18 protein-coding genes are annotated in these 24009 nt (G+C 57.7%); 5 read left to right on the top strand and 13 right to left on the bottom strand.

Annotated features, from left to right (window positions below; translation table 11 throughout):
- Window positions 1-3: 3 nt before the first annotated feature.
- The 3 genes from ABGT79_RS13290 to ABGT79_RS13280 all read right to left on the bottom strand — a co-directional run bounded on the left by ABGT79_RS13290 (window position 4) and on the right by ABGT79_RS13280 (window position 4083).
- Window positions 4-2400: an ATP-binding protein gene (locus ABGT79_RS13290; protein WP_346666582.1), complete on the bottom strand. Its 2397-nt coding sequence runs from the start codon at window positions 2398-2400 to the stop codon at window positions 4-6.
- 226 nt (window positions 2401-2626) lie between these two features.
- A complete protein-coding gene (locus ABGT79_RS13285) occupies window positions 2627-2986 on the bottom strand; it encodes an Hpt domain-containing protein (protein WP_346666581.1) in 360 nt (119 codons plus the stop codon).
- Between the two features lie 2 nt (window positions 2987-2988).
- Entirely contained in the window at window positions 2989-4083 is a 1095-nt protein-coding gene (locus ABGT79_RS13280) for an HD domain-containing phosphohydrolase (protein WP_294485853.1), read from the bottom strand.
- 377 nt (window positions 4084-4460) lie between these two features.
- On the opposite strand from ABGT79_RS13280, the gene ABGT79_RS13275 reads away from it, so the two are divergent.
- A complete protein-coding gene (locus ABGT79_RS13275) occupies window positions 4461-5426 on the top strand; it encodes a GGDEF domain-containing protein (protein WP_346666580.1) in 966 nt (321 codons plus the stop codon).
- A 145-nt stretch (window positions 5427-5571) separates the two neighbouring features.
- Here ABGT79_RS13275 and ABGT79_RS13270 read toward each other — a convergent pair whose 3' ends face one another.
- The 6 genes from ABGT79_RS13270 to tsaA all read right to left on the bottom strand — a co-directional run bounded on the left by ABGT79_RS13270 (window position 5572) and on the right by tsaA (window position 15444).
- Window positions 5572-7635: an HD domain-containing phosphohydrolase gene (locus ABGT79_RS13270; RefSeq protein WP_346666579.1), complete on the bottom strand. Its 2064-nt coding sequence runs from the start codon at window positions 7633-7635 to the stop codon at window positions 5572-5574.
- A 61-nt stretch (window positions 7636-7696) separates the two neighbouring features.
- Complete coding sequence (locus tag ABGT79_RS13265; RefSeq protein ID WP_346666578.1) at window positions 7697-8215, bottom strand: transglutaminase-like cysteine peptidase; 519 nt, start codon at window positions 8213-8215, stop codon at window positions 7697-7699.
- A gap of 251 nt (window positions 8216-8466) precedes the next feature.
- Window positions 8467-9840: a TolC family outer membrane protein gene (locus ABGT79_RS13260; protein WP_346666577.1), complete on the bottom strand. Its 1374-nt coding sequence runs from the start codon at window positions 9838-9840 to the stop codon at window positions 8467-8469.
- Between the two features lie 434 nt (window positions 9841-10274).
- Window positions 10275-11792: an HlyD family type I secretion periplasmic adaptor subunit gene (locus ABGT79_RS13255; RefSeq protein WP_346666576.1), complete on the bottom strand. Its 1518-nt coding sequence runs from the start codon at window positions 11790-11792 to the stop codon at window positions 10275-10277.
- 21 nt (window positions 11793-11813) lie between these two features.
- The gene (locus tag ABGT79_RS13250; protein WP_346666575.1) at window positions 11814-14105 is read right to left on the bottom strand and encodes a type I secretion system permease/ATPase; all 2292 of its coding nucleotides are present in this window, start codon (window positions 14103-14105) and stop codon (window positions 11814-11816) included.
- 652 nt (window positions 14106-14757) lie between these two features.
- The gene (tsaA, locus tag ABGT79_RS13245; protein ID WP_346666574.1) at window positions 14758-15444 is read right to left on the bottom strand and encodes a tRNA (N6-threonylcarbamoyladenosine(37)-N6)-methyltransferase TrmO; all 687 of its coding nucleotides are present in this window, start codon (window positions 15442-15444) and stop codon (window positions 14758-14760) included.
- A 155-nt stretch (window positions 15445-15599) separates the two neighbouring features.
- On the opposite strand from tsaA, the gene ABGT79_RS13240 reads away from it, so the two are divergent.
- Window positions 15600-16241 carry a flavodoxin family protein gene (locus ABGT79_RS13240; RefSeq protein ID WP_346666573.1) on the top strand — a complete coding sequence of 214 codons (642 nt, stop codon included), beginning with the start codon at window positions 15600-15602 and terminating at the stop codon, window positions 16239-16241.
- A 110-nt stretch (window positions 16242-16351) separates the two neighbouring features.
- The gene (gene uraA, locus ABGT79_RS13235; RefSeq protein ID WP_346666572.1) at window positions 16352-17602 is read left to right on the top strand and encodes a uracil permease; all 1251 of its coding nucleotides are present in this window, start codon (window positions 16352-16354) and stop codon (window positions 17600-17602) included.
- An 85-nt stretch (window positions 17603-17687) separates the two neighbouring features.
- On the opposite strand, the gene phoU is transcribed toward uraA, so the two are convergent.
- The 4 genes from phoU to ABGT79_RS13215 form a co-directional block, all read right to left on the bottom strand.
- On the bottom strand, window positions 17688-18389 hold the full coding sequence (gene phoU / locus ABGT79_RS13230; RefSeq protein WP_346666571.1) for a phosphate signaling complex protein PhoU: 702 nt from the start codon (window positions 18387-18389) through the stop codon (window positions 17688-17690).
- Window positions 18390-18580: 191 nt separating this feature from the next.
- A complete protein-coding gene (gene pstB / locus ABGT79_RS13225; protein ID WP_294485826.1) occupies window positions 18581-19339 on the bottom strand; it encodes a phosphate ABC transporter ATP-binding protein PstB in 759 nt (252 codons plus the stop codon).
- Between the two features lie 36 nt (window positions 19340-19375).
- On the bottom strand, window positions 19376-21151 hold the full coding sequence (locus tag ABGT79_RS13220; RefSeq protein WP_346666570.1) for an ATP-binding protein: 1776 nt from the start codon (window positions 21149-21151) through the stop codon (window positions 19376-19378).
- 2 nt (window positions 21152-21153) lie between these two features.
- Window positions 21154-21843: a response regulator transcription factor gene (locus ABGT79_RS13215; protein ID WP_346666569.1), complete on the bottom strand. Its 690-nt coding sequence runs from the start codon at window positions 21841-21843 to the stop codon at window positions 21154-21156.
- A 201-nt stretch (window positions 21844-22044) separates the two neighbouring features.
- Here ABGT79_RS13215 and ABGT79_RS13210 point away from each other — a divergent pair, with 201 nt between their 5' ends.
- Together ABGT79_RS13210 and pstC are read left to right on the top strand one after the other, a co-directional pair.
- Window positions 22045-22863, top strand: a complete 819-nt coding sequence (locus ABGT79_RS13210; protein ID WP_294485818.1) for a phosphate ABC transporter substrate-binding protein — start codon at window positions 22045-22047, stop codon at window positions 22861-22863.
- 178 nt (window positions 22864-23041) lie between these two features.
- Window positions 23042-23920 (top strand): phosphate ABC transporter permease subunit PstC, encoded by an 879-nt coding sequence (pstC, locus tag ABGT79_RS13205; RefSeq protein WP_294485813.1) that lies wholly within the window; start codon window positions 23042-23044, stop codon window positions 23918-23920.
- The last annotated feature ends 89 nt before the right edge of the window (window positions 23921-24009 follow it).

The raw sequence follows: 24009 nt of genomic DNA, 5'->3' as shown, positions 1-24009 counted from the left end.
TTCTCAATGTCTCCCGGCAAAACTTGTCTGAAGAATCTGAAACAGTTTTTTAAAATCTATGGGTTTGGCCACGTGCATATCCATGCCCGCAGCCGTGGTGGCGGCTATGTCTTCGGCAAAGGCGTTCGCCGTCACGGCTATGATGAGCACGCTGCGGGCATCGGGCCGATCCAGCGCCCGTATGGCCCTTGTTGCCTCGCATCCGTCCATTTCCGGCATCTGCATGTCCATGAGCACGGCGTCGAAATAAAAAGGTTCCGAATCGGCAAACGCCTGCACGGCTTCTTTTCCGTTCCACGCCTGCGATACCTCCATGCCCTGCACGGCAAACATTTCAGCTGCAAGTTCCATGTTCACCATGTTGTCTTCAACCAACAGGATGCGCTTTCCCTGCAGAAGCTCGGGGTGCTCATCCACGGGCTTCGCCTCCGCGTCCTGGAACGAATCCTTTCCGGCAAGCGCAAACGGAATCACAATGGTAAACGTCGTGCCCCTGCAAAGCTCGCTTTCCACCGTTATCTCGCCGTTCATCTGCTCCACGAGATTCTTGGTGATGGACATGCCGAGTCCCGTGCCGGCCACGTTTTTCGCGCTGAACCGGACTTCTCTGGTGTAGGGTTCAAAAATGTGAGGCAGAAAGTCTTTGGATATGCCCGTTCCCGTATCGGACACCACTATGCGGTATTTGACGGTGTCCTTGTCTTCGCTCTCACCCGCGCGGGAAACGGACACGGAGATCTCGCCGTGCTCGGCGGTGAACTTGAACGCGTTGGACAACAAGTTGTTGAGAAGCTGCACCATGCGCACAGGATCTCCCAGAACCTGCGTCTGTTCCATGTTCAGATCAATCTTCAGAATCTTGTGTTCCGCGTCGGCCTGCACCTTATATGTTTCAAGACAGTCCCGGAGGCACTCCCGCAGATCCATGACTCTGTTGTTCATGGACATTCTGCCCTGCTCCATGCGCGACATGTTGAGGATGTCGTCTATCAGGCTTTTCAGCTGACGGCTGGAGTAGCCGATTTTGGCAAGGTAGTCCCTGACTTTTTCCTTGTCGTCCAGAAAGCGTTCGGCCAGTTCGGAGAGGCCCGTAATGGCATTGATGGGCGTCCGCATGTCGTGCGACATGTTGCTGAAAAACGCCTGCTTGGCCTTCTCGTTCCGCCGTGCGCTTTCCAGCGAGTCCTGAAGCAGCTTTCTCTCCTGAAGCTGCTGCTGCTTTTCCTGCTCCACCTCGCGGAAACAGAGCACCACCTCTTCGGGCGTGAGCTTTTCGTCAAAAAGCACCCTGATGCTGACCCAGCGATATTCCTCGCCGAAGCGCCGCCGAAAATCTCCGCCGAAATCCCGAACCCTTCGCGACACCAGCGAACGGATGCTCTCACAGGAAAAATTATGCGCATACTCCTCACGGGCGTCCGGCTCGATGACGTCGACGATCACCTGCAAAAGCGCGCTGTACGGCCCCGTCTGCGGCAGCTTCTGCTGCACCACCTCGGAAGGCTTTATGGTCTCATACGTTTCCCTGGTAAAATTCACGCGATACAGGGCATAATAGGAATCGCCCAGCACCCTCACGGTCTCGTTGACGCGCTCCATGAGTCTGTTTGCCCTTATGTATCGCCAGGAATGAACCAGAAGAACTATCAGAAATATTCCCGTCGAAAGAACGAAAAGCCACAAAAGAAGATCTGCCTCTTTCAGTATTTCCTCATGAGGCACCGTGACAATGGTGTACCAGCCATTGGACATCTTTGAATAATAAACGGAACGTCTATTGCCGTCCAGACCAATGACATAGGAGGTATGAGATGCAAAGTCTCCATTCCGTATCTTTTGAAGGAGCAGACTTACATATGCCTGAAGTTTGACGTCCTGATATGAAAATACCGTATTTTTATACAGCAATGTTCCATTGCCGTCGCAAACGAAAAACGCATGACGCCGGTTTTTATGCTGCGGTGTGATGTGAAACTTGAAATTATACGGAAAAAGGTCGAACACCAGCACGGCATTCGAGCGCAGACATTTGCGGGCTACGGTAACCACGGGCATGCCCGTGGCAGGATCCTTATAAACGTCGGTAAAAATGGTCTTTCCCGGAGACTCCACAGCTCTGGCGTACCAGTCCTGTTCCGTAGGATCCACAGGGGAAAACACTTCTCGCACATGGCCCTTCATATCCACCACGGCGCCGTCAAGGATGATGTAGGGACTGACGACGTTCTCGCCCAGGATGGTCTGCACCCGGTCGAAGAAAATCTTCATCCACGTCATCATGTATCTGGAGTCGCCTTGCATGAGACGCGTGTCGATGGACGTGGTCCCGAAGGACAGCAGCGTTTCATAAACGACCAGATTGCTCCGTTCTTCCGCGGCATAGTTGCTGGCCAGCGTCATTCCGGTGGTTCTCTGGCATTGCGGAGAAGAATGTCCCGAAAGACGTGAATGCCCAGGCCGGAAAGCGTCACTACCAGCAAAAACAAAATGATATTAAAATATATTCCGTACGGAAAAAATCTGGAGCGCATGTGTGTTTCCTTGTGAAGACCAGCGTGTTCCCCATCTTCCCGGAAAACCGCCACTCCGCTTGACGACGGAATGTTTCACAGGCGTGCTTTTAAACTCAGCTGAACGCCTTCTCCACAGCCTGAACCGCAGCCTGATATGTCCGGGTGATCTCCGGCATGACGGCCGCAGCTCCGTCCATGTCGTGCGCGCGCAGAAGCTGCACCTGCCTGTCGAGCAGGCCGAACAGTTCCGACACGGCCAGGTTGCCGCATACGCCCTTCAGCGTGTGGGAGGCTTCCAGCGCCGCCGCCTCGTCGCCGTTGTCGACGGCCTCCGACAGCTTGCCGTAGCTGCCGTCTGCCGGAAACTTCTTCAGCAGACGGGCCACCAGAGCTTCACTGCCCATGCAGCGCTCAAGCACTTCGTCAACGTTGATTCCGCCCTCGATCAGCATGTTTCTGACGTTCGCGTCCATGGTCAGTTTTCCTCACTTCTTCGGGGATACAATCTGGCAAGCTTTTCCTCTTCGGCGAAGAACCTGTCCAGAAGCCGCGGATTGAAGACTCCGCATTTGTTGTCGCGAATCATGTCCAGCGCTTCCTGGCGGGCAAAGGCCGTTTTGTAGCAGCGCTTGCTCACCAGAGCGTCATACACGTCCGCAAGGGCCACAATCTGGGCCCAGATGGAAATCTCATCGCCCTTCAACCCGTCGGGGTAGCCCCTGCCGTCCCAGCGCTCATGGTGATGACGGGCGATGTCGTAGGCGTACCGATAGGATTCATGCTCGCGCAGCTGCGGAATTTTTTCCAGCAGCTCCGCGCCCTTCGTGGTATGCGTCTTGATGATTTCAAACTCTTCCGGCGTGAGTCTGCCGGGCTTGTTCAATATGGCGTCGGGAATGGCGATCTTGCCCACGTCGTGCATGATGGAAGCCAGAGCAATATGCTCTATGTCCACCTCCGTCAGTCCTTCGCCGAGATCCGTATGCCGCAGAAGGTGCCGCGTAATGTCGTGAATGCGGCGCACGTGTTCCCCGGATTCTCCGCTGCGGAATTCGATGGCCGTGGCCAGCGATTCTATCATGCCCTCGTTCAGACGTATGATCTTCTGCGCCTGCTTGAGCAGTTCCGACTGCTGCTGTTCCACCTTGTTGCCGAGAATCTTTCTCGCGCGGAACAGTTCCACCACGGAGTTTACCCGTCGCTGCACGATGTAGGGCACCACCGGCTTGCTGATGACGTCCATGACGCCCAGACGATACGCCTCGTTCATGACGGCGTCGCTGGCCTCTCCGGTGATCAGGAACACGGGAATTTTTTCCATCAGCCCTTCGGCCTTCAGCCGATGAAGCACCTGTATGCCGTCCATCTCCGGCATGACCACGTCCAGAAGAATGGCGCAGTAATTCTCCGGCCGGGATAAAATCTTATCGAGGCCGACACGTCCGTTTTCCGCCTGCTCCGTGGGATAAAACGAAGAAAAAATATGCTCGAGAATCTCCCGATTGATTTCATTGTCGTCAACAATCAGCAGCGTATCGGGCCGTTGCGCCTGTATAAAAGATTGAACCATCGTTGCTCCTCTACGGCCGAACAACATGTCTTCAGTCCATACCGGACACGGATAGCCCGTTCCGAAGACCTCAGAAAAAAATATTTATGAAATACTTCATGTTATATGTCAAACACACGAAGTTTATACAGTTCTTTACAGATATTTTATATATCTATCACATTATAATGTTGTTGTTAAGCCTCTCTCCGCCGAGCTGAGACATCGAAAAAAGACGACCTGAGCATGCATCCTCTGTGTGCGCCGCCCCGTTGCGGAATGGGAAGAATGGACTTGATAGCCGTGCACTAAAACGGAGATGCTCTGATGGAGAACTGGTATCTGCTGCAAATCATTAAAAATTTACCTGTCATTTTTATTGACGGAAAAAATTTTGTATGCCATCGTTCCAGCAGCATCTCAAGACCGAAGGGAACATGGTCATGCAGCAGCCGGCAGTAAAACACATATATACCTTTGACGAACTTGTTAAAGAAGTAAAAACGCTTCGCAATACTTTCAAGATTATTCGTCTTGTTTCTCCCAGCGACTGCAAGGCCTATCTTTTTGAAGATGACAACCTGAAAGCGGACACCTTGTGCTATCATTTCTGGAATCGCAAAACCTGCTGCAAGTACTGTATCTCCAAACAGGTTATTGATTCTCAAGATCAATGCACAAAACTTGAATCCATAAACGGACATATTTTTATCGTCATTGCACGATATGTCATTCTGGATGGAAAAACGTTCACTCTGGAACTGATTACCGAGCTCACGGACATTTCCGGACTCGGACGCAATGAACACGTTATTGTTGAAATACGCCGTCTTCAGGAAGAAAATTCCCGTCTTATCCGCGATCCGCTTACCGGCTGCTACAGCTGGCATTATATGGATACGTATTTTCAAAACTATGTGAAGGAAGCGGAACAACAGCAGCAGGAACTATGCATTGCCATGCTTGACATGGACGGCTTCAAACTCATCAACGACAGATATGGCCACGATACCGGCGATGAAGTGCTGAAAAGCTGCAGTCAGTTCTGGCTCAAATACTTTGACTATCAGCACCATGAATTCATCACCCGCTACGGAGGCGACGAATTCATCATCATTTCCATGGCCAGCACCTACGAAGCGTTCTGCAACCGCATTGTTTCCCTCTCAAACTCCATGCGGAAGAACATCGTGCTGGGCAACGGACAAATCATTCCCTTCAGTTTTACCATCGGATGCGCCTGCCTGAGCGAAATCGAGCAGACCTCGCCTTCTTCCAGTCGCGAGGCGCTGTTCAAGCTGGCGGACGAACGCATGTACATGGGCAAGCGCTCCGGAAAGAACCGCATAGTCACGGCGTCATAATACGCCGCTCGCGACGTCTTTCCGCCTCCATCCCGGACTTCCATCAAGTAAGATAAGCCGCAGAAAGCTCCCATCAGGTCTTTCTGCGGCTCTTTGCTGCCGGTTCAGCGCACAGCGCCGGTGACGCTCTTCGGGCGAGCGCCGGTCACGAACGCGCCGCCACCATGCCTTCCGGCGTTTTCAACACGTTTCTGAGATGATTCACCACGGTCTGATCAAAACGGGCGTTGTTCATCAGCTCTTCCACGGCCTGTCTCTCGTCCATGCCCTTGCGGTAGGCGCGGGAACTCACCATGGCGCAGAAGGCGTTGAGCACGCCGAGCACGCGGGCTTCGGGCAGGATTTCCTCACCCTTCAAATGGTTGGGATAGCCGGAACCATCCATGTTCTCATACATTTCATGCAGAGCCCTGGCAATGGGAAGATCGAAGTCCACATTTTCCATCAGACGGAAGGCGTGCTCCGGAGCCTGATGCACCTGATCGAGCTCTTCCGGAGTAAGTTTGCCTTTCTTGGTGAGCAGCTCCCTCGGAATGAACAGCTTGCCGACCTGGGAAAGCATGGCTCCCATGACTACGGTGTTCCTGCCGTCTTCGGACAGGCCCATTTCGACGGACAGCAGTTCGCCCAGCTTTGCCATGCGCTGCGAGTGACCGGCCAGATAGGGATCCACGCTTTCCTCAGCGCGGGTAAAAGCCTCAATAAGGCTCTTCTGACGCTGCCGCATGCGCAGGCTCTGACGGCGAAATTCCGTGATGTCCTTCATGCTGACCACCGCGCCGCGAATGCTGTTGCGCACGCTCTCGCCGCCGGCGTCCATGAACGGGAACAGGGTGACGCGGTACAGACGCTTTTCGCCGTCCCGCTCCAGATAAATTTCGCAGCCTTCCTCCCGATTGTTGATGGCGACCTGCCGGATGCGATCGAGAAGAAGCGTTGCCGCGTCCGTGGGGAAGCAGCTGAAAATCATCTGCTCGCTGACGTCCTTTTCGTCCTTGCCGAGAATGGCCGCGAGCGCAGGGTTGCAGACGCGGATCTGTCCCTTCACGTCCGCCATGAAAAGACCGACGTCGAGAGAAAGATTGACGCTGTCCAGAAGCTCCTTCTGCCGGGAAATGATCTGATTGAGACGCCGAAGTTCGGCAGCCACGGCGCGCTGCTGACGTCCGAAGCCCATCCACCAGAGAAGGCCGCTCAGCAGCATGAAGCTGATCCAGGCCAGCACGCCGACCGCATACACGGGCAGTTCGGCGCGGAACACCATGCCTTCCACCACGGATTCCGGCGTTTCATGCACGAGACTCCACTCCAGGCCGGGGAAAAACACGGACATGGAATACACCATGCCGCCCCCCTCGGAAACGCTTTCGCGCAGCCCGAAAGGCAGCACGCCCTTGTGGTCGGCAAGCTCCTTGCCGAGCGCCGCGGGAACCGCCACCGGAGAAGGAACCTGCATTTTTTCCCACACGTCGCCCCGGCGCTGCACCATGGCCGCCGTGGACATGTCGTTCTGCTTCGGCCGCGCCGTGAACTGCGTCACCTTGCTGAGCACGGGCACCGACGACATGAACACCGCCACGCACTTTTCGGGAGAATCCAGATCATAGACGGGCTCGAAGACGTCGAGCGCCAGACCGTTGACGCTTCCCCGCACGGGAAGGAACGACGTTTCTCCCGTCTTCATGGTCTGCTGCGCCGCGCTGTTCTGCTCCGGCGAAAGCGGCGAAGGCGTGCTGAACGCGGAAAGAATGGTCTGACCGTTTTTGTTGACGAGGCGGGCGTCGAGAAGTCCGTTGTAGTTCATGAACTCCAGCAGGATTCTGCGGATGGCGGGCACTTCTTCGGAGAGCACAGCCGCAGGACCGGGAAGATTGCCCGTCTGCTCCGCGCTGTTGATGACGCCGGCCACACGGCTGTCCAGGCCGAAAAGATCGCCGGAGAACAGGCGATAGGTTTCGGATTCGCTGATGCGGAGACGAAGCTTCTTCATATCTGCATTCCAGATTTCCACGTCACGCCTCGCGCCGTCGAGCCAGGCCGTCACGTCCTGCTCAAAGCGCTGCATGACGTCGAGACGACGGCTCTCAAGCTGGGAAAAGCAGGCCAAGAGGGCGATTCCCCCCGAAACGAGCGCAAGACCGACGGCGGCCAGAAGAGTCGATCTTTTGGATAAGCCAGAATAGCTGGCATTCTCACGGCTGTTCATCATATTCCTCCATCCTTCGGGGGGACGACGTATAACGGAAAGTCCGTCGAACCTCGACAATCACTTATCGACGAGCCTTCACATGAACCCAGCGATGCTTTTCATTCACGGAAAACTGCGGCACATAGTTTCGCACTCTCTCCATGGGACGCACGGCTTCGGAGAGGTTGTCCAGGATATAGACATCATCTCCGTCGTACACGGCCAGAATCGCATGACCGATGTTGCGTATGGTTTCCCGCACCACCACAATGCGCATGTTTTCCACGGAAACGCCCAGTTCCTTCAGCGTATAGTACTTGATTATGCAGTAGTCCTCGCAGTCGCCGGACCTGGCAAGGAACTCATACGGCGCCGCCCAGTAATCCGCCTTGCCGTACACTTCCTTGTCGGTGCGGTACGGCCACAGGTTCCAGAACCGGTTCACGATGTTGAGCTGTTCCCGAACAGGCCTGCCCGCCGCCCTGCTCTTCAGATCCTTCCAGAGCGTGGACGAATTAAATCTTTTCTCGTCGAAAAAGATCGGCTTTTTCCTGTTCCGTTCCATGGCGGAAAGCCAGTTCTGCTGCTTTTTCAAGTCCATCTGGAACTCGACGGTTCCGAAAAGGCGAGGTCTGGCCTGGGCAGGCGTCGCGACCAGAAGGACGGCAAGCGCCAGAACGACCGCGCAAGGCGCCTGGGCAAGCGCATGACAGACGCATGCAATATGGGCTCTCATACCCATGGACTATCAAGAACTCCGGCTTCATCCATTACTGCAGAAACAAACTTCGGCAACCTCAAACCATCGACGCCGGACCGGAGAACGGGAGCTCTCCGGCCCGGCCCTGTGCGCTACTTCGGCAGCATCAGGTGATCGAGCGGTTCATGATCGTGCGGGGTCACCTTGAGCATTTCCGTGCTGATGTTGAATCCGGGCAGAAGATCCCCGGCAAGGGCCTTCATGCGGTATGCGGCAATCAGCGTGTTGCCGAGCGCCGTAGCCGCCTGCGTGGACGAGTTGAACAGTTCGTTTTCAGCGTCCAGCACGTCGAGCAGACTGCGCTCGCCCATGACGAACTGTTCTTCATAGGCGTCGCGGGTAGTCTTGTTGTACTCGATGGCCTCGCGGTAGAACTGAAGCTGCTTCTGCGCAGAAAGATATTCCGTCCAGCTTTCCCGCACGTTGAGCTCAAGATCGTCCATATAGTCGTAGAGCACCCGGCGGCTCTGACGAATGCGGGCCGCGGCCGCCTTGCTTTCCGCCACGTCGGCGCCGCTGTTGAACAGATTCCAGCGCACCACGGCGGCAACGCCGACTTCGGCCGTCCAGAGTTCGCTCTTGCCGTCTCTGTCGGAATAGGAAGGTCCGGCCTCAATGCTGAGCGACGGGCTGTAGGCGGAACGCGCCTGTTCCCGAACGGCACTGGCTGCCTTCACGTCTTCCATGTAGGCGGCGACCTTCGGATTGCCCTTCTGCGCCGCCTTCAGCACCTCTTCAGGCCCCGAAAACATTTTGGAAGGCAGGTTCACCGGCCCGAGAGACATGGCCGAAAGCCGCGTCAGACGAGTGTAGGTATCTTCCCCGATGCGCAGCGAGGCGCGGGCCTCGGTCAGCGTGGAACGGGCGCGCGACAGGCGGCTCTGCGCCTGAGAAACGTCGGCCATGGTGTCCACGCCCTGCGCCTCGCGTTCGCGGGCCTTTTCGAGAATTTCCTCGTGCCGGGACACGTTGTCCTGCGCAAGCTGGTAAATCTGCTGACGACGAAGCACGTCCACATGGGCGATGATGGCGTCGAGCGCCAGCGAGTTGGCGTTGTCCATCACGCGATGATCCAGAGAACGATAGGTCGCCTCGGCCTCCCGCACGCGGCCGCGCGTCAGCCAGCCGTCCCACAAAGGCTGCGTCACGAGCAGCGACGCCGACGAATAGGGAGCCGCCTCGTCGTAATTGTACGAACGGGTCGTGCTGTCGGTCAGCTTGCCGAATCCGCCCCGGGCCGTCAGATCCACTCTCGGCCCATAACCGGCCTTGGCGCGGTCTATCTCATAGCCTGCGGCGGACCGATTTTCCTGAATAGCCTTGAGCGAATTATTGTTTCTCAGCATCGCTTCGATGGATTCCTTGAGGGGAATCGCTCCGTCCCGTTCTGCGGCATGCGCCGAAGGCAGAAAGAGCAGAAGACCGAGACAGCCGGAAACAAACAGAAAAGAAAACGATGTCCTCATGCCTGCCTCCCAATGAAAAAACGCTTGCTCAGCGTCCACGTATCGGAACTTTTACATTTTCTGGAGAAAATCATAAAAACTCCATTAACAAAAGTGGTTATGTTTCCAAAAACCACAACAATGTCACACACTGCCTTTTCCCAAAAAACAATCATCAGCTATTTTTCAGGCTAATTAAATCATAAATAATATTTATCATGAGTCAAGAACAATGTTCCATACTGCAACATCTCGAATTAGTTTCAACTCATGCCTTGCATCATATAACGCACATTCATCATCACAATTATAATATAATTTTCATAAAAATATATATCACAGCATATAAGCAAAGGTCATCTTCAAATAAAACGTCATCACTAAAACAAACAGGAGTATATCAGTAAAAAAAATGACATGTTGAGCAACATAAAAATATTCGTCAATCTTATCTGCTATTTCTCCCTGAGCGCGTTCTGCTTTGCTTTGAGAATCGGCTTGAGAAGATAGTCCAGAACCGTCTTCTTGCCCGTCATGATATCCACCGTCGTCATCATGCCCGGCATAATGGGCAGAGACTCTCCGTGATAGATAATAGCGGTTTTGGGAGTACGCACCTTGACCTGATAATAGAACTCCCCGCGCTTGTCTTCAATGGTGTCGGCACTTATCTGCTCAAGCACGCCGTCCAGTCCGCCGTAGATGGAAAAGTCATAGGCCGAAACCTTGACCATGGCCTTCTGTCCGGGGTGCAGAAACGCCACGTCCGCCGGGCGCACCTTGGCTTCCACAAGAAGGGTGTCGTCCAGAGGCACGATTTCCATGATGGGCTCCCCGGGCTTGACCACGCCGCCGAGCGTGTTGATGTATATTTTCTTCACCGTGCCGCGCACCGGAGAGCGCAGCTCAGTTCTGGTCACCCTGTCGCTGCCGGCGGAAAGACTTTCGCGCAGCGACGCCAGCTCCAGACTGCGCTTGTTGATCTCCTCCATGAGGGCGGCGTCCAGCTCGGCCTTGCGCAGCGCCATGCGGTGCTCCGCCTCGCTTGCAGCCGCTTCTGCACGGGGAATGGACACTTCCAGCGTGTTGATCTCACCCTGCGTCTGCACGGCGCGCTCCTGAAGTTCCAGATACTGCGCTCTGGAATAGCTGCGCTTCTGCAGCAGGGAAGACGCCATGTTCAACTGCTGACGTATGAGCGACAGGCTGCGGGTAAGCTGATCCTTGCGGGCCAGCTGCTCCTTCACTTCCTGCGTGCGCTGCGCGGACTGCGCCTTCAGCACGTCCAGCTCGGACTTGCGCTGACGCTCCTGCACGGCAAAGGTTTCCTCCTGCACCTGCGTGAGATTTCTTCCCTGCTCGAGCTGATCTTCGGTAAGCTTATACCCCGTGCCCCGCTCAAGCCATGCCCGCAGATCTTCCGGCCACGTCAGTTCTCCGCCGGAAACGGACGCCCGCAGCCGACGGATGGCAATGAGATTTTCCATGGCCTTGTACAGCATGTCGCGCAAATTGCTCTCGGCCATTTCGTTGTTGATTCTGGCAAGAACGTCGTTCTTCTCCACGATCTGCCCTTCATGCACCTCAACGCTGCTCAAAATGCCGCCTTCGAGGTTCTGAATGATCTGTGTGCGCGAAGAAGGAATCACCTGTCCCTCGGCGTGAGTCACTTCGTCCAGCGTGGCGAAGCCGGCCCAGACGATGAACAGAACAAAGAAGGCAAACACCGCCACGGAAAGCCAGATCGCACCCCGCGCCGGACGTCTGGCCAGAGCCGCCTCCACTTCCGCCGCATAGGGCAGATCTTCGGGCAGCAGTCTGCCGGAAAGGGCGGCAGGCTCGAACAGACTCTGCGCCGGCCTGGGCGCGGCCGGGTCTTGTCCGGCAGGCTTTGTTGTCGAAGCGCCGCCGAAAGTCTCGGGCATCTGCCCGGCTTCCGGTCCGACTCCGTTCTTTTTCTCGTCCGTATCCATAATATTACAGATCCCGCTTTGCTAAGAAAGCTGCGCGCTTCCGGCTTCCGTCGGCCGGGGCTCGCGTTTTTGCACATGTTCCTTCGTTGCCGCGGCGACGTTTCCCGCGCGTTTCCCGGCGGCTTCCTGAGTCGGCGCTTTTCTGCCCTGCTTTTCCTGCAGCTTGCGCAGCACCACGTCCCGCGGGCCGTCCATGATGATTCTGCCGCCGTCCATGACGATGAGCCGGTCCACGATGCGCAGCATGCTGAGCCTGTGCGTAATGAGAATAAGCGTCTTGTTTCTGGCCGCGGGGCCCAGACGCTGCTGCACGATTCTTTCGGAATCCACGTCCATGTTGCTGGTGGGCTCGTCGAGAATGAGCACGTCGGGATCCCTCACCAGCGCGCGGGCCAGCCCCACGGCCTGACGCTGACCGCCGGAAAGATTGCGGCCCTGTTCGCCCACCTGCGCGCCGTATCCGGCAGGATGCTTCCGCACGAAGTCGGCCACGCCGGAAATGGCGGAAGCTCGGATGACGAGATGATCGTTGATGGTGGGATCGCCGAGCGCGATGTTGTCGCGAACCGTTCCGTAGAAAAGAATGACTTCCTGCGGCAGGAATCCCACGCGGCTGCGAAGATCGGCCGTGGCAAGCTGGCTGATGTCCACCCCGCCGAAGGACACGGAGCCCTCCGACGGACGATACAGGCCGATGAGCAGCTTGCCCAGCGAACTCTTGCCGGAGCCCATTTTCCCGATGATGCCCACCTTTTCTCCCGGCCGGATGCGCAGCGACACGTGATCGAGCGCCGGCGTCTGGGAACCGGGATAGGAGAAGCTCACGTTGTCCATGACGAATTCGCTGGACAGCTCGCCGAAGTCCATGCAGGCGGCCTGATCCTGATTTTCCGAAGGCAGCTGCATGAGCGCGTCCAGCGCCTTGAGCGAGACGCGCGAATTCTGGAGCCGCGTAAGCAGCGACGCGAGCTGCAGAAGCGGCGCCATGATGCGGCCCACCAGAATGTTGCAGCCGATAAGTCCGCCCATGCTCATTTCGCCGGCGCCAATGCGGTACACGCCCCATATGACCATGCCCACGGTGACGAGCTGCGTGGTGAAGGTGGCAAAGGTGACGGCGCGGGTGCTGTACTTGCGCGCTTCGTTGGAAGACTGCGCGGAAATGCCGGCCACCGCTTCCCACAGACGCTGCATGCGGCTCTCGGCCATGCAGCCCTTCACCGTTTCCAGTCCGTTCACCATCTCCACCAGCAGCGCGTTTTTCTGCATGTTGTGGCGGTAGCTTTTTTCGGCGCTCCTGCGGGCCGCCATCTGAAGATACACGCCCACGCCGAGAAGCACGGGCACGGCCATGAGCGGCAGCAGCACAAGGGGGCCGCCGATGAAGGCCAGCAGCGCAAAAAACAGCAGCAGAAACGGAATGTCGATGCAGGCAAGAAGCGTGGTGGAGCTGAAGAACTCGCGCAGCGATTCAAATTCCCGCAGATTGTTGACGAGCGCGCCCGTGGATTCCGGCTTGGCGTCCATGCGCATGGAAAGCACCTTGTCGATGAGCCTGCTCGAAAGCACCACGTCGGCGTTGCGTCCGGCCAGATCCACAAAGTGACTGCGAAGACTGCGCAGTATGAAATCAAACAGATACGCCAGCGTGACGCCGGCCGCCAGCACCCACAGCGTTTCATAGGCGTTGTTGGGAATGACTCTGTCGTACACGTTCATGACGAACAGAGAACTGGCCACGGCTATGATGTTCACCACGACGCTCGCCAGCGCCACATGACGGTAAATGGGCATGTAAAAGCGCAGCACGTCCCAGAACCAGTGTCTGCTTCTGCCGAGCCTGACGGGTTCCGTCCGGGCATCGACCCGGGTTTCCAGAGCGCCGAACACCACATAGCCGGAATACTGACTTTCCAGTTCCTTGCGGGGCACGGTCTGAACGCCGTCTCCGAGTTCGGGAAGAATCACTTCCGCCTTGTCCGCGTCGAGCGACGTCAGCACGCACGAGGCGTTATCCTTTAAAAGGAGAACACACGGCATGGTCAGCGGCGAAATGTTGTCGAGCGAAGGCCGGTACATGACCTTGCCCTTGAGCCCGGCCCGCTCCGCCGCCCGCAGACAGGCTCCGACGCTGATTTTTTCGGAACCGGAGAGTCCGGCAAGGAGAAACTGCGGGGAAACATGCTTGCCCTTGAGCCGGATGAGAATGGAAAAACTTCTCAGGAGCGCAGGCATGAAGTCCACTTCCGAAGGGGAAAGCGGAGCTATGGCCGCAGAAGACGAAGAAGAAACTGTTGTCTGAGACTCGCTCATGATGCCTGCCTTCTCTGCGTGTCATGTCGACATGCGGAGAAAATAGTATATCAAAAAATTCCGTTTTCCGTGCCGGAAGCCCACGCCCGTCGGCAGGGCGTTCCTGCACAGCCCTTTTCTATCAGAAAACTTTCCTTCTGCGAAGATGACGACGATCACAGTTTTTCACATTCTTTCCGCCCATCGGACCGGCATCGAAAAAAAGACCGTTCACGGCGTCCCTTCGCCTTTTTATAAGTAGGCACATATCAGGATTCGTCAAAGGCCGGAACCGAGACGACGTAACACATGAACTGTTCCGCGTTCCCCATCTCAAGCAGAGGAAAAAACGCCCGACGCTCTCAATGCGGCAAGCTGCCCCGGCGTTGCAGATGTCTTCTGAAAACAGGCTCTGCGCCGAACTACGAAGGAGTCGCGTGTCTCATCGCTCCCGCAACAGTCCAGCTCTTCCGCACGAAACCCGAACCGGCGAATTCGAGAGCCTCCGACGCCGACGATCTCGTGAAAGCGACCTCCTCCGGCGTCGTCCAAAGGTTCCGAAGGAAACGGGCACAGCTCAGGCTCTGCATGCCGCGCCGGACGGACGCAATCGGCCTCAGGCACGGCCCGGCGCCCGGCGAAGACGCAGATGTCAGCAGACAGCTCGGTCCTGCTATTTCTCCTGCAATGCCAGCTTCACCACCTCCCGCACCTCGGCCACGCCGTCGCGCACGCGGAAGCGGACGTCGTATCCGGCAAAGGGCATGCCGTACACTCTTTCGGGATCAGTGTGGTAATGCGGCCGGGGATCCCGCGCCAGAATGCCCGCAATGGCCTCCTGCTGTTCGCCTGTGAACGGTCTGCGGCAGGCTTCGGGAAAGTCCACGCGCAGCGTGCGGTCGGCAAGACGCGTCGTAAAGCCTCCCCGCGCCTCCGGGTGGGAATCGGAGTACGGGACGTAGGGTTTGATGTCGAAAATGGGCGTGCCGTCCATGAGATCCACGCCGGAGACGAAAAGTTCCGGTCCTTCGCTGCCGGAGAGCTCCACCTTTTCCAGCCGCACGCAGGACAGGCCCAGAAAGTTGGGACGAAACGGCGAGCGCGTGGCAAACACGCCCATGCGGATGTTGCCGCCCAGACGGGGAGGACGCACCGTGGGCGACCATTCATCCCGAACGGCGCGCGAAAACTGCCAGATGAGCCAGATGTGCGTAAAATCTTCCAGACCGCGCAGCGCTTCCGGCTCCCGAAATTTCGGCGTGAACACGATGCGCCCCTTCAGCGCCTCCACGAGACCGCACTGCCGCGGCACGCCGAACTTCGTCGGCAAATCCGTGTGTATGTGAGCTATGGGTTCCATGTCTCCAGCATAGCGAAAGCCCGAAGTGCAGGCAAGACGGAAGAAGCTCCGTCATTTTCGGCTTGCAAGAGAAACGCTTACAGCCTATTCTAACGCGAATATGGTTATGCATGCCGCACCGCTCCAAACACGCCATCGCACGGGGGAGAAACATCATGATACTTGCGCTCAACGGCAGTCCGAGGATCAAGGGAAATACGGCAACCATGCTGAACTCCGCCCTGGAGGGAGCCGCCTCCGTCGGCGCGGAAACCAAACTCATTCAGCTCTACTCTCTGTCGTACCGGGGCTGCATGAGCTGCTTTTCCTGCAAGCTCAAGAAAGGCCGACACGGGCACTGCGCCATGCAGGACGAACTTTCCCCCGTCCTTGAAATGATGGAACAGGCCGACGCCATTATTTTCGGCTCTCCCGTCTATTACAGCAACGTCACGCCCGAAATGCTCGCGCTTGAACAGCGCTTTCTTTTCTGCCACATGCTCTACAACAAGGAAAACCGCTGGGTCTTTCCCCGCAGAATTCCCACGGCCTTCATCTACACCTTCGGCGTGACCGCCGATCAGACGGAAAAGGTGCTCGCGCCCTTTGCCGTCATCCATGCCCGCATGAGCGAAATGCTGGGCGTGCAGACGGAGATATGCTGCAGCGCCAACGCCTGGCAGTTCAAGGACTACAGCCTTTACGAGGCCGATCGCTACGATCCCGCCGAAAAGAAGAAGTATCACGAGGAAGTCTTCCCCGAAGACTGCCGCAGAGCCTTCGAGCTGGGTCGCCGCCTCGCGCTTGCGCGCGTCTGAACCGAAACCGGACTCCTCCGCCCCCCACGGGACGAAAAGAAAAACGCGTCTGCTTTTCGCCCCGATCCCCATACGACGCCCTCAACCCTTTTTCCCGCGAGGATACCGCCGTGGAGTATCACGTCATTCAGGTCGAAGAGCGTCCGCCGCTTCTTCTCAATATCCCTCTGAGCATCCAGCACCTGTTCGCCATGTTCGGCTCCACGGTGCTCGTGCCCTTCCTCTTCAAGGTGAATCCCACCACATGCCTGTTCATGAACGGCATCGGCACCTTGCTGTATCTCATCATCACCAGAGGTAAAATTCCTTCCTATCTGGGCTCCAGCTTCGCCTTCATTTCGCCCGTGCTGGCCATCATCGCCACAAGCGGATATTCCTCCGCGCAGTCGGGCTTCATCGTGTTCGGTCTGCTGTTCATCCTCTTCTCGCTCATCATCCGGGCCGTGGGCACCAAGTGGATCGACGTCATCTTCCCGCCGGCGGCCATGGGCTCCATCATCGCCGTCATCGGCCTTGAACTCGCCCCCACCGCCGCCTCCATGGCCGGACTCACCGGAGAGAACATCAACATGGACAACGTTCTCGTCTCCATGTTCACCCTCGCCGTCACCGTGGTGGGCTCCGTGGCCTTCAAGGGCTTTCTGGCCATCATTCCCGTGCTGTTCGGCGTCATCTGCGGCTACGTGTTCGCCTTCTTCATGGGCATGGTCGATCTTACGCCCGTCATCGAGGCCCCCTGGCTCCAGCTGCCGCAGTTCTACGCTCCCACCTTCGACCTTAACGCCATACTCATCATCGCCCCCGCCGCCCTCGTGGTGCTGGCCGAACACATAGGCCACCTGCTCGTCACCGGCAACGTGGTCGGCCGCGACCTCATCAAGGATCCCGGCCTTTCGCGCTCCCTGTTCGCCGACGGCTGCTCCAACATCCTTTCCGGCTTCTTCGGCGCCACGCCCAACACCACCTACGGCGAAAACATCGGCGTCATGGCCATCACCCGCGTGTACAGCGTATGGGTGCTCGGCGGCGCGGCCGTCATGGCCATTCTGCTCTCCTTCGTGGGCAAGCTCGCCGAACTCATCCGCGGCATTCCCGTGCCCGTCATGGGCGGCGTGTGCCTACTGCTGTTCGGCGTCATCGCCGCTTCCGGTCTGCGCGTGCTCGTGGAACGCAAGGTGGACTACAGCAAGTCCTCCAATCTGGTCATGACGTCCGTCATCATGATCATCGGCCTGAGCGGCGCCAAGCTCTCCTTCGGCTCCTTCACCATTCAGGGCATGGTGCTCGCCACCCTCGTCGCCATCCTGATGAGCCTCGCGTTCAAGCTCTTCGATCACTTCCACATGCTGCGCAAGGACTGAGCGCCGCCCGCCTTCCCTGCCCAAAGCACGACAAAGCCCCCTCCGGCGTAAGGCCAAAGGGGGCTCTTTCTTTTTTTCATCGCTTTCAGGCTTCGGAGCCGGACAGCTTCACCCTGTGCTTGACGGTGATGCCGTCGCACATGAAGCACAGATGCTCCACAATGTTTTCCGAACGGCGGCAGATGCGGTCGATGGAGCGCACAATGAGAATGAGCGGCACCGCCACGCCGGGATCCACAAGATTCCGGCGCACGGCGTCCATGAGCTTCTCGTAGATGGCCAGAAGCAGACGAACGCTCTCGTCCGTGCTGTGGAAGACCGTCATGCCGGCATTGACGTCCTCATTGCGGAAGGCGCCCAGCGACGTGTCGAGCATGTCGAACGCCAGCTGCATGTAGCGGGCAAGGTCCTGCTCCAGTTCCGCAGGCAGCGCCTCGGGAAGATGCGACACCTGACGGCCTATGGTGACGGCCTCGTCGGCGATGCGCTCAAGATCAAGCACCATGCGCACGGCCGTAAGAATGAAGCGCAGATCCTTGGCCACGGGCTGCGTTCTGGCTATGACGCTGGTGCATTTCTCGTCGAGCTCAAGCTCCATGTCGTCGATGACGTCGTCGCCGCGCACCACTTCCTCCGCCACCTTCTCATTGCGGAGAAGCACTGCGGTGCGGGCCTTGCTGTAGGCCATCTGCACAAGACTGCCCATGGTGAGCAGTTCGGTCCTCAGTCCACGAAGTACGGAAGAACCGTACATGTCGTCCTTCATGGTCAACCTCTGCGTGCGCATGGAATCTCCATGCGGCATGGTCCCGGGGGGAGATTCCCGCGGAACGGATTCGGCGGACATGCGGCTTCCAGGCACCGCCGACCCGCAGCGCCTTCTGCCGCATTCCTTCTGAAAAAGCACGATTCCAGGCAAAAAAACGCCGTGCTTTCGCCGCGCAGCGCGGGCGCAGAGGCACGGCGGCACAACGCGGTCTAGCCGAAGCGGCCCGTGATGTAGTCTTCCGTCTGCTTCAGCTTGGGACGGGTGAAAATGACGTCGGTTTCATCGGTCTCGATGAGATCGCCCATGTAGAAGAAGGCCGTGTAGTCCGAAACGCGGGCCGCCTGCTGCATGTTGTGCGTCACGATGATGACCGTGAGCTGATCGCGAAGCTGACCTATGCCTTCCTCGATCTGCTGCGTGGCGATGGGATCAAGAGCCGAGGTGGGCTCGTCCATGAGCAGGATTTCCGGCTCCACGGCCAGGGCGCGGGCAATGCATAGGCGCTGCTGCTGACCGCCGGAAAGCGCCAGCGCGGAATCGGAAAGTCTGTCCTTCACTTCGTTCCACAGCGCGGCGCGCTTCAGACTTTCCTCCACCTTCGAGGCAATGACGGATTCCGACTTCTCGCCGTTGACGCGCAGTCCGTAGGCCACATTTTCAAAAATGCTCTTGGGGAACGAGGTGGGGCGCTGGAACACCATGCCCACCCGACGCCGCAGCGACACGACGTCGCAGTCCTTCACGTTGATGTCCTTGCCGTCCAGCAGGATGCCGCCTTCCGCGCGGCTGCCCGCCACGAGATCATTCATACGGTTCAGGCAGCGCAGATACGTGCTCTTGCCGCACCCGGAAGGACCGATGAGCGCCGTTACCCTTTTTTCGGGAAACTGGAGACTGATGTTCTTGAGTGCCTGCTTCGCTCCGTAAAAGAAGTTCAGCGACACGGTCTCCATCTTTATGTTCTGCATGGGAAATCTCCTTGAGAAGAGACGTGGCTAAAGGTTTCAGGCAAGGGGAACGGTGAATTTTACGATGCAGCCGGGGCCGTCTTCAATGGAAATGCATCCGCCGTGACGCTCCACGATGTGCTTGCAGATGGCAAGCCCCAGTCCGGTGGAAACCTGGCCGCCCCGATGCTTTTCCACGCGGTAGAAGCGCTCGAACACCCTCACGCGAAGTTCCGGGGGAATGCCGGGGCCGCTGTCCGCCACGCGGAACACCGCCATGCCGTTTTCCTTGTCGGGCTCCGCGGAAATGACGATCTGCGAGCCTTCCGGCGCGTAGCGGCAGGCGTTTTCCAGAAGATTGCGCACCACCCGCGTGAGATATTCGGCGTCGGCGTTGACGGAAAAGTCGCCGTCGTCGAGTTTTTCAACAAATTCGAGCTTCTTGCTTTCCGCCGAGCTTCGGCACAGATCCATGCCTCCGCGTATGACCATGGAGGCGGGCATGGGCTTGATGTCCATGGGAATCGCGCCGTTCTCTATGCTGGAGAGCTGCAGCAGATCCTTGACCATGGTGGCCATGTACTGCGAGTTGCGGTCGATGACTTCCAGGAAGTGAAGCGCTCTTGGTTCCGAAACGTAGCGCTTCAGGCTTTCGGCGTATCCCATGATGGCCGTGAGCGGCGTGCGCAGCTCATGCGACACGTTGGCCACGAAATCCCTTCTCATTTCCATGAGCACGGACATTTCCGTGATGTCGTGGAACACGGCCACGGCCATGAGCAGCTTGCTTTCGCCCACGATGGGGCAGATGAGCACCTGAAGCTTGCGGCCGGACATATTGTCCATTTCAAACTGCACGGGCTTTTCCGGCACGGCGTGCTTGAGCGACTCTATGCCCTTCTGCAGATCGGGAGACGGAATGACCTCCACGGGCTGCAGCCCCTCGGCGTGGGCCGCGCGGGGGAAGAGCCTCACCAGCGTGGCGTTCACGCTGCGTATGCAGCCTTCGTGATCCACCACGAGCACGCCTTCCGCAATGCTGTTGAGCACGGCGTCGAGCTGCGCCTTCTGGGCAAGAATGTGATTGACCTGCACTTCCATGCGCTGGGCCATGGAATTCACCGCCGCAGCCAGCGGCGCGAATTCGTCGCCCGGCAGCGTGCGCAGGCTGATGCGTCCGCTGCGGCTTCCGGGCGTGGCCAGATTTTCCACGGAGGAAATCATGAGCTGCAGCGAACGGCGGAACCGCATGGACATGAACGCGGCAAAGGCCACGGCAAAGACAAGCGCGGCCACGGCGCCGGCCATGAGCGCCCGGCTTCTGTCGCCGGCATGCTCCTCCACCAGGGACAGCGGCGCCGCAACCCGGATGACGCTTATGGCCGTTCCGGGAATGCTGACCCTTTTCGCCGCATACACAAAGGACGTGCCGAGGCTGGAACTGTGCCGCACGCTGGAACCTTCGCCGCTGGTGAAGGCCTTGGCCACTTCTTCGTGATAACGGTGATTCTCCAGCTGGGAGACGTCTTCGGCAAAGGAATCGTAAAGCACGGTTCCTTCGGCATCGATGAGGGTAACGCGGTGCTCGCCGCCGGAATAGAATCGCTTCAACGTTTCCGGCAGCGCGCCCTTCTGATCGAACTCGCCCTTCTCCACCTCTTCCATAATATAGGTGCGAACAAACGAGACTTCGCGGAACGCTTCCTCGCGCGTAAGATCTATGCTCTCCTGCTTGATGCTGTGGAGAAAATATCCGCACGGCACGAGCACGGAGAACAGAATGACGACGCAGAAGCAGAAAAAGATCTTGATGGAAAAGGTAGTGTTCTTCATGGCTATTCCTTGTAGCGATAGCCCATGCCGCGCACCGTTTCCAGATACTGGGCGGCGTCTCCGAGCTTGCGGCGCAGACGGGCTATATGCACATCGACCGTGCGTTCATATCCTTCAAACTGATATCCCCACACGGAAGACAGCAGCTCCTCACGGGTGCGGATGCGTCCCGCATTGAGGAAGAAGTCCTCAAAAATGCGATATTCCAGCGCGGTGAGTTCCAGGGTGCGTCCGTCTATGGAAACCCGCCGCCCCTGCTGATCGAGACTCACGCCGTGCCTCGTGATGACGCGCTTGCCCGTGTCCATGCTGCGGCGGCGCAGAATGGCCCGCACGCGCAGCATGAGCTCACGGATGTTGAAGGGCTTGACCACATAATCGTCGGCTCCGTACTCGAAGCCTATGATGCGGTCCATTTCCTCGCCGCGCGCCGTCAGCATGAGTATGGGACACGGCATGCTTTCCGCGGCGTGCTTGTTCAGCTCCCTGCATACGGAAAGACCATCCCGCCCGGGCAGCATGAGATCAAGAATGATGAGGTCGGGCCTGAGCGTTTCCGCCATTTCCTGACCGCGAAGACCGTCTGCGGCCTGTTCCACATGATAACCTTCCTCTTCCAGAGAAAAGGCCACCAGTTCACGGATGTCGTCGTCATCCTCTACCACCAGTATGACCGGCTTTTTGTTGTCCACAATGTTCCCCTTTCGGTTTGGAATGTATGTAGCCTTCCAGTATGAAGCCAATGTTACATTCTGATAAAAATATCGTGAATTGCCGCCATGTTGAACTGAAACAAAAAGTTAACATCCGGGATATACTGCCGCAACAATACCTTTCTAAGTTCCATGCTGTCCGGACGGAATGACCCGTCGGATGAAACAAGGAGTCTGATCATGAAGATCAAAAACGTCATTCTGAGCGCCCTGCTTACGCTCTGCGCGGTTGCCCCGGCCTCTGCCGCCGAATCCGTCACCATCAACGGTTCCACCACCGTGCTGCCCATCATCCAGAAGGCTTCCGAGCACTTCATGGCGAGCTATCCCGACATTTCCATCGTGCTTTCCGGCGGCGGTTCCGGCACCGGCATCAAGTCCCTGCTCGACGGCATCACCGACGTGGCCATGTCCTCCCGCGACGTGAAGTCCAGCGAAACCAAGCTCGCCGCCGGCAAGAAGATGGAACTCACCCGCACCACCATCGCCGTGGACGCGCTCGTGCCCATCGTCAACGTCAAGAACCCCGTGAAAGATCTTTCCATCGATCAGCTCCGCGACATCTTCTCCGGCAAGATCACCAACTGGAAGGAAGTGGGCGGCTCCGACAACACCATCGTTGTCGTCAACCGCGACAACTCCTCCGGCACCTACGAATGCTGGAAGGAACTGGTCATGAAGGACGCCAAAGTCATGCCCAAGGCCCTCACCCAGGCCAGCAACGGCGGCGTGGCGCAGAACGTTGCCACCAATCCCAACGCCATCGGTTATATCGGTATGGGGTATCTGAATGACAACGTCAAGGGCCTCAGCATCGGCGGCGTCAAGGCCACTTCCGAAACCGCTCTCGCCAAGAAGTGGCCCCTCTCCCGCGAACTCTACCTCTTCACCAACGGCAAGCCTGCCGGCAACACCGCCAAGTTCATGGATTTCATGCTTGATCCCAAGCTCGGCCAGCAGGATGTTCTGAGCGCAGGCTACATCCCGCTCGCCAAGTAGGCGTTCTTTCTCGCGGACCTTCGGGACGGATGAAATCGTCCCGCCGCACGAAAACTCCTGCATCGAGATCAGGCTCCCCAGAAGCTCCGCCGAAGGCTGAAATTTCGGCGGACGCTTCCTGGAGCCGACCCACCCCCGGGGGAACTTCCCCCCTTTTTTTGCATCCCACGGACTCGGCATGAACACTCGCAAGGAACGATTCACGGAATGGCTTCTGGCCGGCATATCCACGCTTTCCATCCTCTCGATGGCGGGCATAGTGCTCTTTCTTATGCTGGACGGTCTTCCCTTTTTCAAGGACTACCCGCTCACCGACTTTCTTTTTGGCCTGAACTGGTATCCTACCGACGACCCCATGGAATTCGGCATTCTGCCGCTTATTGTGGGATCGCTTACGGTCATGGCGCTCGCCACCGTCATTGCGGTGCCGCTCGGCGTGGCCACCGCCATCTATCTCTCTGAAGTGGCCAGACCCGGCATGCGGAGAATCGTCAAGCCCTTTGTCGAACTGCTCGCCGCCCTGCCCTCCGTGGTCATAGGATTTTTCGGCATGGTCGTGGTCGCGCCCTTTCTGCAGAACTATCTCGGGGCCTCCACGGGCCTCAATCTGCTGAACGCCGGTCTCATGCTCGCCTTCATGAGCGTGCCCATCATCTGTTCCGTCGCTGAAGACGCCATCTATTCCGTGCCCCGCGAACTGCGCGAAGCTTCCCTCTCCCTCGGCGCAACCAAGTGGGAAACCCTGACCCGCGTCGTTCTTCCCGCCGCAAGTTCCGGCATCGGCACGGCCGTCATGCTCGGCATGTCGCGCTCCATAGGCGAAACCATGGTCGTGCTCATGGTCGCAGGCGGCGCAGCCGTCATCCCCACTTCGCTCTTCGACTCGGTGCGCCCCATTCCCGCTTCCATCGCTGCGGAAATGGCCGAAGCCCCCTTCCACAGCGAACATTACTATGCGCTCTTCGCCACGGGCATCGTGCTCATCATCTTCACGCTCATCTTCAACGCCACGGCCTTCCGCATCGCGGAAAAGAAAAATTCCGGCATCGGCTGCTGAGGTGCCGCCGCCGACGCAGCGCCATTCGATTTTCAAACGCCGCATCGGCTCTCCTCAAACAAGGATTCCTTACGTGTACGGTCTCACCC

The organism is uncultured Mailhella sp., from assembly GCF_963931295.1.
Classification (GTDB): domain Bacteria; phylum Desulfobacterota; class Desulfovibrionia; order Desulfovibrionales; family Desulfovibrionaceae; genus Mailhella.
The sequence above is the reverse complement of the archived record's forward strand: the minus strand, read 5'-3'. Positions and strand labels throughout refer to the sequence as shown.

Bases quoted from the DNA above. Each gene is read 5' to 3' on its own strand.
- ABGT79_RS13290 (WP_346666582.1), bottom strand. From the start codon at position 2,400: ATGACGCTGGCCAGCAACTATGCCGCGGAAGAACGGAGCAATCTGGTC.
- ABGT79_RS13285 (WP_346666581.1), bottom strand. From the start codon at position 2,986: ATGGACGCGAACGTCAGAAACATGCTGATCGAGGGCGGAATCAACGTT.
- ABGT79_RS13280 (WP_294485853.1), bottom strand. From the start codon at position 4,083: ATGGTTCAATCTTTTATACAGGCGCAACGGCCCGATACGCTGCTGATT.
- ABGT79_RS13275 (WP_346666580.1), top strand. From the start codon at position 4,461: ATGCCATCGTTCCAGCAGCATCTCAAGACCGAAGGGAACATGGTCATG.
- ABGT79_RS13270 (WP_346666579.1), bottom strand. From the start codon at position 7,635: ATGATGAACAGCCGTGAGAATGCCAGCTATTCTGGCTTATCCAAAAGA.
- ABGT79_RS13265 (WP_346666578.1), bottom strand. From the start codon at position 8,215: ATGGACTTGAAAAAGCAGCAGAACTGGCTTTCCGCCATGGAACGGAAC.
- ABGT79_RS13260 (WP_346666577.1), bottom strand. From the start codon at position 9,840: ATGAGGACATCGTTTTCTTTTCTGTTTGTTTCCGGCTGTCTCGGTCTT.
- ABGT79_RS13255 (WP_346666576.1), bottom strand. From the start codon at position 11,792: ATGGATACGGACGAGAAAAAGAACGGAGTCGGACCGGAAGCCGGGCAG.
- ABGT79_RS13250 (WP_346666575.1), bottom strand. From the start codon at position 14,105: ATGAGCGAGTCTCAGACAACAGTTTCTTCTTCGTCTTCTGCGGCCATA.
- tsaA (WP_346666574.1), bottom strand. From the start codon at position 15,444: ATGGAACCCATAGCTCACATACACACGGATTTGCCGACGAAGTTCGGC.
- ABGT79_RS13240 (WP_346666573.1), top strand. From the start codon at position 15,600: ATGATACTTGCGCTCAACGGCAGTCCGAGGATCAAGGGAAATACGGCA.
- phoU (WP_346666571.1), bottom strand. From the start codon at position 18,389: ATGCGCACGCAGAGGTTGACCATGAAGGACGACATGTACGGTTCTTCC.
- pstB (WP_294485826.1), bottom strand. From the start codon at position 19,339: ATGCAGAACATAAAGATGGAGACCGTGTCGCTGAACTTCTTTTACGGA.
- ABGT79_RS13220 (WP_346666570.1), bottom strand. From the start codon at position 21,151: ATGAAGAACACTACCTTTTCCATCAAGATCTTTTTCTGCTTCTGCGTC.
- ABGT79_RS13210 (WP_294485818.1), top strand. From the start codon at position 22,045: ATGAAGATCAAAAACGTCATTCTGAGCGCCCTGCTTACGCTCTGCGCG.
- pstC (WP_294485813.1), top strand. From the start codon at position 23,042: ATGAACACTCGCAAGGAACGATTCACGGAATGGCTTCTGGCCGGCATA.